This window comes from Xanthomonas sp. NCPPB 3005, from assembly GCF_041228095.2.
Classification (GTDB): domain Bacteria; phylum Pseudomonadota; class Gammaproteobacteria; order Xanthomonadales; family Xanthomonadaceae; genus Xanthomonas_A; species Xanthomonas_A bonasiae.
Window position 1 is genome coordinate 883,677 of sequence record NZ_CP166096.2, and the last position, 12,913, is coordinate 896,589.

The 12,913-nt window shown below is 70.2% G+C and carries 9 protein-coding genes; 7 read left to right on the plus strand and 2 right to left on the minus strand.

Features of this window, described 5'->3' with window-relative positions; all coding sequences use genetic code 11:
• Positions 1–25: 25 nt before the first annotated feature.
• Positions 26–1,012, minus strand: coding sequence for an NAD(P)-dependent oxidoreductase (locus AB8810_RS03900; RefSeq protein WP_369915620.1), 987 nt, complete (start codon positions 1,010–1,012; stop codon positions 26–28).
• A 93-nt stretch (positions 1,013–1,105) separates the two neighbouring features.
• Here AB8810_RS03900 and AB8810_RS03905 point away from each other — a divergent pair, with 93 nt between their 5' ends.
• On the plus strand, positions 1,106–1,678 hold the full coding sequence (locus tag AB8810_RS03905) for an ANTAR domain-containing response regulator (RefSeq protein ID WP_100225477.1): 573 nt from the start codon (positions 1,106–1,108) through the stop codon (positions 1,676–1,678).
• A 7-nt stretch (positions 1,679–1,685) separates the two neighbouring features.
• A complete protein-coding gene (locus AB8810_RS03910) occupies positions 1,686–2,801 on the plus strand; it encodes a CmpA/NrtA family ABC transporter substrate-binding protein (RefSeq protein WP_369915621.1) in 1,116 nt (371 codons plus the stop codon).
• A 305-nt stretch (positions 2,802–3,106) separates the two neighbouring features.
• On the opposite strand, the gene AB8810_RS03915 is transcribed toward AB8810_RS03910, so the two are convergent.
• Positions 3,107–3,931: a hypothetical protein gene (locus tag AB8810_RS03915; protein WP_369915622.1), complete on the minus strand. Its 825-nt coding sequence runs from the start codon at positions 3,929–3,931 to the stop codon at positions 3,107–3,109.
• Between the two features lie 713 nt (positions 3,932–4,644).
• On the opposite strand from AB8810_RS03915, the gene AB8810_RS03920 reads away from it, so the two are divergent.
• From AB8810_RS03920 to cobA, 5 genes are all read left to right on the plus strand, one after another.
• Positions 4,645–5,814: a nitrate/nitrite transporter gene (locus tag AB8810_RS03920; RefSeq protein ID WP_369916612.1), complete on the plus strand. Its 1,170-nt coding sequence runs from the start codon at positions 4,645–4,647 to the stop codon at positions 5,812–5,814.
• A gap of 61 nt (positions 5,815–5,875) precedes the next feature.
• On the plus strand, positions 5,876–8,293 hold the full coding sequence (gene nirB / locus AB8810_RS03925) for a nitrite reductase large subunit NirB (protein ID WP_369916613.1): 2,418 nt from the start codon (positions 5,876–5,878) through the stop codon (positions 8,291–8,293).
• A gap of 3 nt (positions 8,294–8,296) precedes the next feature.
• Entirely contained in the window at positions 8,297–8,662 is a 366-nt protein-coding gene (gene nirD, locus AB8810_RS03930) for a nitrite reductase small subunit NirD (RefSeq protein WP_369915623.1), read from the plus strand.
• Entirely contained in the window at positions 8,662–11,454 is a 2,793-nt protein-coding gene (locus AB8810_RS03935; protein ID WP_369916614.1) for a molybdopterin oxidoreductase family protein, read from the plus strand. The genes nirD and AB8810_RS03935 overlap by 1 nt, the downstream gene beginning before the upstream one ends.
• A gap of 481 nt (positions 11,455–11,935) precedes the next feature.
• Complete coding sequence (cobA, locus tag AB8810_RS03940) at positions 11,936–12,673, plus strand: uroporphyrinogen-III C-methyltransferase (RefSeq protein ID WP_318241299.1); 738 nt, start codon at positions 11,936–11,938, stop codon at positions 12,671–12,673.
• Positions 12,674–12,913: the final 240 nt, after the last annotated feature.

Here is a 12,913-nt window from a genome sequence, read left to right on the forward strand (position 1 = left end):
CGCCGTCGCGACCGCGCCGCGCCGATCAGTCCAATGCCACGCCCGCGACCACGTCGCAGGCGATGCCGGCAGCGGCCAGTTGCGCGGCCAGCTGCGCATGCGGCCACTGGCGGAACGCATCGCCGGGTTTCAGGCTGACCACGCGCTGCCCGGCCTGCACCTGCGCGATCAGCAACGCCAGGTGCGCGTCGGTGTCGGCCGGCAGCGGCTGGCGTGTCGCATCGCGGCGCGCCAGGCTCAGCACCGCGGCGTCCACTGCCGGATCGCACAGCAGCAGATCGGCCTGGTTCAACGCACGCAGTGCCTTCAGCGTCAGCGCGCCGGGATCGCCGTTGCCGGTGCCGACCAGCCACACGCTGCCGCGGCGCGGCACGTCCTCCGCGCTGCGCTGCAGAGCATCGTGGAACGCCTGCTCGGCGGCCTGGGTCTGCCCGCTCTGCAGCAGCACCTGCACCGGGCCTTCCAGTACCTGTTCGAACCAGCGCCGGCGCTGCGCCAGCTGCGGCAGACGCGCGCGGATCGCCTCGCGGTGGCGCGCGAACAACTGCGCCAACTGCGCGTAGGAATGGTCCAACTCGGTTTCCCAGCGCTCGCGCAGGCGCCGCGCCAGCATCGGCGCCGCGCCGCTGGAGGAGATCGCCACCAGCAGCGGATCGCGGTCGATGATCGCCGGCACCTGGAACGTGGACAGCTCGGCGTCGTCGACCACGTTGACCAGCTTGCGGCGTTGCCCGGCCTGCGCGGCGAGCTCGCGGTTGAAGGCGTTGTCGTCGGTGGCCGCGACCACCAGCCAGGCGTCGTCCAGCCATTGCGGATCGAACTCGCCATCGACCCGCTGCAGCCGGCCCTGCGCCAGCCACTGCGCCACCGTGGCGTTGAGCGCGTGCGCGTACACCAGCACCTGCGCGCTGGCGTGCAGCAGCGCCTCGATCTTGCGCATCGCCACCTCGCCGCCGCCGACCACCAGCACGCGGCGCCCGCCCAGGTCGGCGAACAAGGGATACAGCGGCATGCAAACTCCTGCGTGGTGGGGGACGGCTCGCGGCGGACGCGTGTTGCATGGCACCATGCGGCTCAGCCAACTTCCGCTAGCCAGGCCCGAATGCTGCGCGTCCTGCTGGTCAACGATACCGAAAAGCCGATCGGGCAGCTGCGCCAGGCGCTGCTCGACGCCGGCTACGAGGTGTTGGACGAAGTGGCGGCGGCGCCGGCGCTGCTCAAGGCGGTGTCCACCCAGCAGCCGGACGTGGTCATCATCGACGTCGATTCGCCTTCGCGCGACACGCTCGAGCAACTGGCGCTGATCCATCGGCAGGCGCCGCGTCCGGTGGTGATGTTCTCCGCCGACGGCGACGACCAACTGATCCGCGCCGCGGTGAGCGCCGGCGTCACCACCTACGTGGTCGACGGCCTGGCGCCGGCGCGGCTGGCGCCGATCGTGCAGGTGGCGCTGGCGCGCTTCGAGCAGGAAGCGGGCATGCGCCGGCAACTGGACGAAGTGCAGGGCAAACTGCGCGACCGCGAACAGATCGACCGCGCCAAGCGCCTGCTGATGGACAAGCGCGGGATGAGCGAGAACGAGGCCTACGCCGCGCTGCGGCAGCAGGCGATGAAGCAGGGACTGAAGCTGGCCGAGGTCGCCCAGCGCATCCTCGCGATGGCCGACTTGCTGGGATGAGGAAGCGATGAGCGCACCACTGCACCCCGAACCGCGCACCTTGCGCCTGGGCTACCTGCCGCTGATCGACTGCGCGCCGCTGGTCGCCGCGGTGCGGCTGGGCCTGGACCGCCGCCATGGCCTGCGCCTGGACCTGCAGCGGCAGGCCTCGTGGGCGGCGGTGCGCGACAAACTGCTGTCCGGCGAACTGGACGCGGCGCACGCGTTGGCCGGCCTGGTCTACGGCGTGGAATGTGGCATCGGCGGGCCGCAGGCGGACATGGCGATCCTGCTCACGCTCAACCAGAACGGCCAGGCGATCACCCTGGCGCCGGCGCTGGCCGACGCGCTGGCGCAAGGCACGCCGCTGCGCAGCGCGCTGGCCGCACTCGGCCGCGCACCGGTGTTCGCGCAGACCTTCCCCACCGGCACCCACGCGATGTGGCTGTACTACTGGCTGGCGGCGCAGGGCGTGGATCCGATCGGCGCCATCCAGGCGGTGACCCTGCCGCCGCCGCAGATGCCCGACGCGCTGGCGCGCGGCGAACTGGACGGCTACTGCGCCGGCGAACCGTGGGCGGCGCAGGCCGAGGCGATGGGCGTGGGCCGGCGCGCGATCCGCAGCGGCGAGCTGTGGCCCGGCCATCCGGAGAAAGTGCTGGCCTGCCGCCGCGCCTTCGCCGCGCTGCAGCCGGAACTGGCGACCGCACTGACCGCCACGCTGCTGGACGCCTGCCGTTGGCTCGACGATGCCGCGCACCGCCGCGAAGCGGTGGCGTGGTTGGCCGACCCGGAGGTGATCGGGCTGCCGGCCGAGCGCATCGCGGCGTGCCTGCTGCCGGGAGGCGCCGCCGACGATGGCGCCGATCCGCAGGGGCTGCGTTTCCACGCCGGCGGCCTGGCGAACATGCCGTGGCTGTCGGATGGGCGTTGGTTCCTGCAGCAGTTCCGGCGTTGGGGGTGGTTGCCGGCGAGCGAGGCGGGGGCCGAGCAGGAGGCGGCGCACGATGCGCAGATCGTGGCGCGAGTGCATCGGTTGGAGACGTATCGTGCGGCGGCTGCGCAGTTGGGGATCGCGGTGCCGGAGCGCGACGAGCGCGAGGATGGGTTGCCGGATTGGGGGGATGCGCGCGCGCCTGCTTAGCTAGGCAACACGCTGTTGTCTTGCACCGGGTATCCGGCGTACGGCAAGGAGCATATCGTCGCGTTCTTGCTCTGCGTAAGCGATCTCTCGCAGAGGCACGGGTTCATGGCCGTCGATTCTGCGGTGTGCAGGTTGATGCTGCGCTGCGAGCCGCAACAGCTGATCGTCCGCAGTTCTGCCGGGTCTGGGCAACGCTGTTAGGTTTGGCGAATGCGGGAAGAGGCAATGGTTACTTTGGGCGGGAAACGAACTTGCAGGCGTGGGGGTGGCAGGGTGACCAGTGTGTATCAGTCCACCCGGCAAAATTAGCGCTGCGTGCGTTCCATCTTCAGCCGTGCCTGCGACTTGTCGTCCCCCAGCGCTGCGGCGCGTTCCAGTAACGCCAGCGCGGTGGTGCGGTCGGCATCGCCGCCGCGTTCCAAGCGCATGAGCGCGGCGTTGTAGGCGGCAATGGCGCTGCCCTTGGCGGCGGCGCGTTCGAAGCCGGCCAGCGCCTTGTCTGGGCACAGGAACAGGACGTCCCAGCCGGCCGCGGCCTGCGTCAGCAGCGTGGGATCGGTATCGCCGATGTCGCCCTCCACGAACGTGGGCCAGCCCGCCACCAGGGGAACGAACAGCTCTGCGCCAGCGGGCAGGAAATAGGAACCGGCGCCTTCGCGCACGGTGTAGGCCTGGTGCGTGGTGCGGCGTGAGCCGTCCTTGGAAAGCCACAGGAAGCCGTCTTCGCCCTTCACTGGAAAACCGTCCAATGCCTTGGACACGCGATCGGCCAGTGACGGCACGCCCGGCCCTGGCGACACGCCGGTCCACGAGGCCAGCAATTCCACGCGCTGCACGTTTTCGTCGCGTTGCGCGCGAATGGTCGCGGCGAGGTCGTCGGGGGTGAGAATGCGCCACTCTCCGTCGTACATGCGCCAGGGGCTGGCCTGCAGGCCGATGGTAAAGCTCGCAGCGCTGTCCGGCACGGCTTCCATGTAGTCGTAAAGTGCCCGGCCCGAATAGACGCAGCCGGCGGCTCCCTTGCTCGGCGAGCAGGTTGTCACGCTGACCGAGCCCGACAGCGGCAGGTGGTTGTCGCACGCCCACGCGGCGGGGCTGAGCAGAAAGACGGCGAGCAGGGCGTGTTTCATCTGATGGAAAAAGGATGGCCGACAGGAAGATGGCAGCGTGCCGATTCCCGTGCGGTCCAGCAAGCCGGAGTGCACGATTGTCGGCGGTAGCGCTTTTGGCCAAGTGGGGCCGCCGCGGACGCTAGCGGTGCCGCGCCCGGATGGCGCTGGCGGCGAGCTGGAGAACGCTGTGGTGGCGCTGGAATCGCAGCGCCTGGGGCGTGGCGCATCCAGCATCGGCGGATCGGGATTCGGTGCCATGGACGCAAGGCATGTTCGAATCTTCCAGTGCCTTGTCCACGGCAACCACACGCGACTCGCCACGATTGCCGCGACGCACAATAAAGGTGCGTTGCGCACCACTTGTGTTCGTTGGCGCGCGGCGCGGCCGGCGGTCGGCGGCGCTGCAACTTGCCGATGAACTAGCCAACGCCTTGAATTCTCGGATGATTCGGCCGCATCGCCGCTACCGCGAACACTTGGCACGCCGATTGCGATAGCTCCAGCGCGGACGCAACGGGGTGTCCGCACCAACTCGATTCGGCAGGCGGGCCAACGGCGGCCCACCTGCCCAGACAACGGCGTCTTCCGGTGCGAACCGGACGGCGCCGTTTTCGTTTTTCCCTCCCCTCGACTACCGCGCGCTGCGGGTGGTGTGCAGCGCTGCGGCCCAACGTTTCTCGGAGATGGCGCGGATGAATCGATCGTTCTGGCAAGCCGGGCATACGCCCACGCTGTTGTCGGCGTTCCTGTATTTCGACCTGAGTTTCATGGTCTGGTACCTGCTCGGTCCGCTGCAGGTGCAGATCGCCGCGGCGCTGCAGCTGGATACGCAGCAGCGTGCGCTGATGGTGGCGGTGCCGATCCTGTGCGGGGCGGTGCTGCGGCTGTTCCTGGGCATGCTCGCCGATATGATCGGCGCCAAGCGCGCGGGGATGCTGGCACAGGTGCTGGTGATCGTGGCGCTGGCGGTGGCGTGGCAGCTGGGCGTGCGCAGCTTCGCGCAGGTGCTGCTGCTGGGACTGATGCTCGGCGTGGCCGGGGCCTCGTTCGCGGTGGCGCTGCCGCTGGCCTCGCGCTGGTATCCGCCGCAGCACCAGGGCACAGCGATGGGCATCGCCGGCGCCGGCAATTCCGGCACGGTGTTCGCGGCGCTGTTCGCGCCGGTGCTGGCCACGGCGTTCGGCTACCAGGCGGTGTTCGGGCTGGCCTGCATTCCGCTGGCGCTGACCTTGCTGGTGTTCGCGCTGTGTGCCAAGGACGCGCCGGTGGAGGTGCCGCGCAAGCATCTGGGCGACTACGCGCGGGTCCTCGTCGGCAACCGCGATTCGTGGTGGTTCATGCTGTTCTACGCGATCACCTTCGGCGGCTTCGCCGGGTTCGCCAGCGCCTTGCCCGGCTACTTTCACGATCAATTCGATTTCTCGCCGAAGCTCGCCGGCTGGGCCACCGCGGCCTGCGTGCTGGCCGGTTCGGTGATGCGTCCGCTGGGCGGGGCGCTGGCCGACCGCATCGGCGGCACGCGCACGCTGTTGTCGATCTATCTGCTGGTGGCATTGCTGGTGGCTGCTGCGGCGATCGGCGTCGGCGGTCCGGCGGCGACGGTGGCGCTGTTCGTGCTGACCCTGCTGTGCCTGGGCACCGGCAACGGCGCGGTGTTCCAGCTGGTGCCGCAGCGGTTCGGCCGCGACATCGGGCTGATGACCGGGTTGATCGGCATGGCCGGCGGCATCGGCGGGTTCCTGCTCGCTGCGGGGCTGGGTGTCGTCAAGCAGCACACCGGCAGCTATGCGCTGGGGCTGTGGCTGTTCGCCGGCTGCGCGCTGCTGGCCTGGGGCCTGCTGTCCAACGTCAAGCAGCACTGGCGCAGCCAATGGGCCGCGGCCGGCGCGGCGCGCGTCTGATCCTCTCCACCGAAGCGAGACTCGCATGAACAAGCCAAGATTGGTGGTGGTGGGCAACGGCATGGCCGGCATCCGCACCGTGGAAGAACTGCTCAAGCTGATGCCGGGGATGTACGACATCACCGTGTTCGGCGCCGAGCCGCATCCGAACTACAACCGCATCCTGCTCTCGCCGGTGCTGGCCGGCGAACAGCGGTTCGACGAGATCGTGCTCAATCCGCTGGCCTGGTACGCCGAGCACGGCATCCGCCTGCATGTGGGCAAGGAAGTCACCCGCATCGACCGGATCAGGCGCAAGGTGATCGCCGCCGACGGCACCGAGGCGCCGTACGATCGCCTGCTGCTGGCCACCGGCTCGCTGCCGATCGTGCTGCCGGTGCCGGGCAAGGAGCTGAAGGGCGTGATCGGCTACCGCGACATGCACGACACGCAGACCATGATCGACACCGCCACGCGCAAGCGCCATGCCGTGGTGATCGGCGGCGGCCTGCTCGGCCTGGAGGCGGCGAACGGGCTGAAGCAGCGCGGCATGCAGGTGACCGTGGTGCACCTGGCCGACTGGTTGCTGGAGCGCCAGCTCGACCCGGTCGCCGGGCAGTTGCTGCAGCAATCGCTCAGCGAACGAGGCCTGGAGTTTCGCCTCGGCACCTCCACCACCGAGCTGGTCGGCAATGCCGACGGCGAAGTGGTGGCGGTGAAATTCTCCGACGGCAGCGAGGTGCCGGCCGACCTGGTGGTGATGGCCGCCGGCATCCGTCCCAACATCGCGCTGGCGCAGGCCGCCGGCATCCACTGCACGCGCGGCATCGTGGTCAACGATACGCTGCAGACCTTCGACCCGCGGGTGTACGCGGTCGGCGAATGCGCCAGCCACCGCGGCATCGCCTACGGCCTGGTCGCGCCGCTGTTCGAGCAGGCCAAGATCTGCGCCAACCACCTGGCCGGGTTCGGCATCGGCATCTACCGCGGGTCGGTGGCCTCGACCAAGCTCAAGGTCACCGGCATCGACCTGTTCTCGGCCGGCGATTTCATGGGCGGGGAGGGCAGCGAGGAGATCGTGCTGTCCGATCCGGCCGGCGGCGTCTACAAGAAGCTGGTGCTGAAGGACGACAGGCTGGTCGGCGCCTGCCTGTACGGCGATACCAACGACGGCGCCTGGTATTTCCAGTTGCTCAAGGATGCCAGCCCGATCGGCGAGCGCCGCGAGCGGCTGATGTTCGGCGAGAGCGCGCTCGGCGACGCCGGCACCGCCGGCCAGGACCGCGCCAGCGCGATGCGCGACAGCGACGAGGTGTGCGGCTGCAACGGCGTGTGCAAGGGCACCATCGTCAAGGCGATCAACGCGCAGGGCCTGTTCACCGTGGACGAGGTCAAGAAGCAGACCAAGGCGGCCAGCTCCTGCGGCTCGTGCACCGGCCTGGTCGAGCAGATCCTGATGAACTGCCTGGGCTCCAACTTCCAGCAGACGCCCAAGACCAAGGCGGTGTGCGGCTGCACCGACCTGAGCCATGGCGAGGTGCGCCAGGCGATCCGCGAGGGCAGGCTGCTCACGCATGGTGCGGTGTACGCGCAGTTGCAATGGCGCAGTCCGAACGGCTGCGCCACCTGCCGCCCGGCGATCAACTACTACCTGCTGTCGACCTGGCCGCGCGAGGCGGTGGACGATCCGCAGTCGCGCTTCATCAACGAACGCGCCCACGCCAACATCCAGAAGGACGGCACGTTCTCGGTGATCCCGCAGATGAAGGGCGGCGTGACCAACGCCTCGGAACTGCGCCGCATCGCCGACGTCGCCGACAAGTACGCGGTACCGATGGTCAAGGTCACCGGCGGCCAGCGCATCGATCTGCTCGGCATCCGCAAGGAAGATTTGGTGGGGGTGTGGAAGGACCTGGGGATGAATTCCGGACACGCCTATGGCAAGTCGATCCGTACGGTGAAGACCTGCGTGGGCAGCGAGTTCTGCCGCTTCGGCACGCAGAACAGCACGCAGATGGGCATCGATCTGGAAACCATGCTGGCCAACATGTGGAGCCCGCACAAGGTGAAGCTGGCGGTGTCCGGCTGCCCGCGCAACTGCGCCGAGTCGGGGATCAAGGACGTGGGCATCATCGCGGTGGAGTCGGGCTGGGAGCTGCATATCGGCGGCAACGGCGGGATGAAGACCGAGGTCGCCAAGTTCCTGGTCAAGGTCAGGACCGCCGAGGAGGTGAAGGAGTACACCGGCGCGTTCCTGCAGCTGTACCGCGAGGAGGCCTACTACCTGGACCGCACCGTGCACTACATCGAGCGGGTGGGCATGGACTACATCCGCCAGCGGGTGATCGAGGACGCGGCCAACCGGCGCGCGCTGTACGAGCGGCTGCTGTACGCGCTGGAAGGCCTGCCCGATCCGTGGGCCGAGCGCATCGCCGGGGCCAGGCAGCGCGAATTCCAGCCGTTGCGCGTGGCCGCGCCGCTGGCGCTGGTGGAGGACTGAGCGATGAACGCAGCCGCTTCCGACCCCGTCGCGTCCGACGCCAGCGCCCGCCGCTGGATCCGCATCTGCCGCATCGACGAGATCCCTTCGCTCGGCGCGCGCGTGCTGCAGATCGACGGCACCGACCCGATCGCGCTGTTCCGCACCGCCGGCGACCGCGTGTTTGCGCTGGTCGATCGCTGCCCGCACAAGGGCGGTCCGCTGTCGCAGGGCATCGTCGCCGGCGACAGCGTCACCTGCCCGCTGCACAACTGGAACATCGCGCTGGGCAGCGGCCAGGCCTGCGCGCCGGACGTGGGCTGCGCGCGCCGCTATCCGGTGCGGGTGGACGATGGCGACGTGTGGCTGTCGTTGCAGGGCGCCGCGTGATGGACGGCGCGCACGTGCCCGGCGCGAGCGCGGTCGCGGACAACGCGGCACGGCGCACACTGACCCGTTCCACCTGCTGCTACTGCGGCGTCGGCTGCGGCGTGCTGATCGAGACCGAGCACGGCGCCGACGGCGCGGCGCGCATCGTCGGCATCGAAGGCGACCCGCAACACCCGGCCAACTACGGCCGGCTGTGCAGCAAGGGCCGCACCCTGCCGGAGACCGTGCGCAGCCTGCACGGCCGCGCGCTGCATCCGGAACTGCGCACCCATCGCGACGCGCCGCGGCGCGCGGTGGACTGGGCGGTGGCGCTGGACAGCGTGGCCGAGCGCCTGGCCGGCATCGTCGAGCGGCACGGGCCGGACGCGGTGGCGTTCTACCTGTCGGGACAGCTGCTGACCGAGGACTACTACGTCTTCAACAAGCTGGCCAAGGGCCTGATCGGCACCAACAACATCGACACCAATTCGCGGCTGTGCATGTCCAGCGCGGTCAGCGGCTACAAGCTGGCGCTGGGCGCGGACGGCCCGCCGACCTGCTACGAAGACCTGGAGCTGGCCAGGACCGTGCTGCTGGCCGGCAGCAACATGGCCTACGCGCATCCGGTGCTGTTCCGCCGGCTCGAGGACGCGCGCGCGCGCGATCCGGACGTGCGCTGGATCGTGGTCGATCCGCGCCGCACCGACACCGCGGCGATGGCAGACCTGCATCTGCCGATCCAGCCCGGTACCGACGTGGCGCTGTTCAACGGCATGCTGCACCACCTGATCTGGGAAGACCGCATCGACCGCGGATTCATCGCCGCGCATACCCAGGGCTTCGCCGAATTGCGGCAGACGCTGCGCGAATACACCCCGGCGATGGCCGCCGACATCTGCGGCATCCCGGTCGCCGACCTGGTGCAGGCGGCGGAGTGGTTCGCTCGCGACCTGCCGGCGCTGTCGCTGTATTGCATGGGCCTGAACCAGTCCGCGCACGGCACCGACAAGAACCTGGCGCTGATCCATCTGCATCTGGCCACCGCGCAGATCGGCAAGCCCGGCGCCGGCCCGTTCTCGCTGACCGGGCAACCGAACGCGATGGGCGGGCGCGAGGTCGGCGGCATGGCGACGATGCTGGCCGCGCACCGCGAGATCGGCAGCGCGACCGATCGCGCCGACCTGGAGCGGCTGTGGCAGCTGCCGGCCGATCGCCTGTCGGCGCGTCCCGGCCTGCCGGCGGTGGCGCTGTTCGATGCGCTGCGCCGCGGCGAGGTCAAGGCGGTGTGGATCGCCTGCACCAATCCCGTGCACTCGATGCCGGACATCGCACAGGTGCGCGATGCCTTGCGCCAGGCCGAGCTGGTGATCGTGCAGGACGCCTTCGTGCACACCGATACGGTGCCCTACGCCGACGTGCTGCTGCCGGCGGCGAGCTGGGGCGAGAAGGACGGCACGGTGACCAATTCCGAGCGCCGCGTCTCGCGCGTGCGCAAGGCGCTGCCGGCAGCGGGCGCGGCCAGGCCGGACTGGTGGATCGCCAACGAAGTGGCGCGGCGGCTGGAAGCGCGGCTGGACGCGCCGTCGGCCGGTTCGCGTTTCGGCTTCGCCGATACCGCGGCGGTGTTCGACGAGCACCGTGCACTGACGGTCGGCCGCGACCTGGACATCGGCGGACTCGACTACGCGCGGCTGGACGCGCAAGGTCCGCAACAATGGCCGCTGCCGGCCGGCACCGCGCACGGTCAGGCGCGGCGCTATGCCGATGGCGTGTTCGCCACCGCCGACGGGCGTGCGCGCTTCCATCCCACGCCTTACAAGCCGGTGGCCGAGCCGACCTCGGCACGGTTTCCGCTGCGCCTGCTGAGCGGGCGCCTACGCGACCAGTGGCACGGCATGTCGCGCAGCGGCCGGGTGCCGGGGCTGTTCGCGCACAGTCCGCAGCCGGGCCTGCGCATGCATCCGCAGGACGCGGCGCGGCGCGGACTGCGCGCCGGCGACCTGGTGCGCATCGTCAGCAAGCGCGGCAGCCTGGTGTTGCCGCTGGAAGCGTGCGAGGAAATGCGTTCGGGCGACGTGTTCGCGGCGATGCACTGGAACGCGCAGTTCCTGCACAGCGGCGGCATCAACGAACTCAGCCTGGGCGCGGTGGACGCGCGTTCGCAGCAGCCCGAGCTCAAGCACGCGGCAGTGCGTGTGGAGAAGGCCGAGTTCGGCTGGCATCTGTTGCTGGCCCGGCGCGGCGATGCACTCGCGCTGCAGGCGGCGGCGCAGCCGTGGCTGCGCGACTTCGGCTATGCCGCGTTGAGCCTGCAGGCCGAGGCCGGCGAACAGGATCAGGCCTGGCTGGTGCTGCGCGCCGCCGCCGAGCAGGCGCCGGCGCCCGCGCAGCTGGAAGCGCTGGCCGCGGCGCTGGCGCTGGCCGGCGGCGACGCCGATACCCTCGAATACCGGGACGCGCGCCGCGGCCTGCTCAAGCGCGTGGCCTGGCGCGGCGCCGCGCCGCTCAGCCATCTCGACGGCCTGCTGCTGGCGGGTGCGCAGCGCGATGCCGGCGGCGAAGCGTTGCTCGAGCGCGCATTGAGCGGCGATGCCTGGCACGGCGCGCGGCTGGCGGCATTCGCGCAGGCCGGCGGCGCGGCGCGCGATCCGGTGGTGTGCCAGTGCACGCAGGTGCGCGAGTCGGCGATCCGCGCCGAAGCCGCGCGCGGCGCGGCGCCGGCCGAGATCCGCACGCGGCTGGGCTGCGGCAGCGTGTGCGGCTCGTGCATGCCGCAGGTGCTGCGGCTGTGCGCCACGGCCGCAAGCGCATGAACGGCTGTGGCTTACAGGCTGCCCTTGTGCCTGCCGGGGAGTGTGCAGGAAATGCCGCAGGCGTCGGCCTTCCGCGTCAGGCGGGCGACAACGCGCAGCGACGCGCCGGTGGCCAGCGCCTGCCGCAGCTGCGGCGGTTGGGTAACGCAATGGGACTGGCGCTCGCGAGATCTTCCCGCGTCGCACACGCCGCCGCCGCTGCGAGAGTACGCGGCAACCGCGTGCACATGAGCGGTCGCGGCGCGAGCGCCGCCCTGGTGTCAGCAGCGAATGGCGCGACGAACGTCGCATGCGCCCGCGGCCCGCGCCACGCCGCCGGCAGGGCGCGGCGAGCGCGCGCGTCGCGGGCGCAGGCAGACGGCATTGCGGATGGGCGCAGCCGGGCACAGGCGGGTGCGATGTCCCTGGGGTTGTTCCTTCTTTCTGGCTGGAGTCTGCGATGAACGATGCAAGCGCGTCCGGTGTGCGTGGCGGCGGCGAAGTGGTGTTGTTGTCGGCCGGTCCTGGCGACCTGGAACTGCTGACGCTGAAGGCGGTCAAGGCACTGGCGGCGGCGCAGGTGCTGCTGCTCGACGATCTGGTCAATCCCGACATCGTGCAGTTCGCGCCGCAGGCGCGGGTGATCCGCGTCGGCAAGCGCGGCGGTTGCCGTTCCACGCCGCAGGATTTCATCTGCCGGCTGATGCGGCGCTATGCCCTGCAGGGCGCCAATGTGGTGCGCGCCAAGGGCGGCGAAGCGTTGCTGTTCGGCCGCGCCGGCGAGGAGATCGCCTTCCTGCGCGCGTCGGGCGTGGCGGTGCGGATCGTCAATGGCGTCAGCGCGGGGTTCGCGGCGGCGGCCGGGCTGGGCATGTCGCTGACCCATCGCGACCACTGTCACGGCATCACCTTCGTCACCGCGCACACCCAGGACCATGGCGAGCCGGACTGGGCGGCGCTGTGCGCCACCCGCACCACGCTGGCGATCTACATGGGCATGGGCCGCATCGCCGCGCTGACGTCGGCCTTGCTGCGCCACCTGCCCGGCGCCACGCCGGCGGCGGTGGTGCAATCGGCGAGCCTGCCGCAGCAGGCGCAGTTGCTGACCACACTGGACCGCTTGGCCGCCGATGTCGAAGGTTTGGGCATCGGCGCGCCGGGGGTGATCCTGATCGGCGGCGCGGTGGGCGAAGCGCAGGCGCAGCCCGCGCAGTTGCACGTACTGCAGGCGATAGCGTGATTCCTTGTGGGAGCGACTTCAGTCGCGACGGGCTTTACCCGAGGAGCCCGTCGCGACTGAAGTCGCTCCCACAACTGACAACATGGGCATCGAAAATTCGCCAACGCTCCCTGTAGGAGCGACTTCAGCCGCGACGAGCGGAGTCGAACTATCTCGGCATCGTGTAACGTTCCGAAGTCGATGACCCCGAACCACCGCGACATCCTGAATCCAGATGGGCCACCGGCTGCGGATACAGTC

Bases quoted from the DNA above. Each gene is read 5' to 3' on its own strand.
- AB8810_RS03900 (WP_369915620.1), bottom strand. From the start codon at position 1,012: ATGCCGCTGTATCCCTTGTTCGCCGACCTGGGCGGGCGCCGCGTGCTG.
- AB8810_RS03910 (WP_369915621.1), top strand. From the start codon at position 1,686: ATGAGCGCACCACTGCACCCCGAACCGCGCACCTTGCGCCTGGGCTAC.
- AB8810_RS03915 (WP_369915622.1), bottom strand. From the start codon at position 3,931: ATGAAACACGCCCTGCTCGCCGTCTTTCTGCTCAGCCCCGCCGCGTGG.
- nirB (WP_369916613.1), top strand. From the start codon at position 5,876: ATGGCCGGCATCCGCACCGTGGAAGAACTGCTCAAGCTGATGCCGGGG.
- nirD (WP_369915623.1), top strand. From the start codon at position 8,297: ATGAACGCAGCCGCTTCCGACCCCGTCGCGTCCGACGCCAGCGCCCGC.
- AB8810_RS03935 (WP_369916614.1), top strand. From the start codon at position 8,662: ATGGACGGCGCGCACGTGCCCGGCGCGAGCGCGGTCGCGGACAACGCG.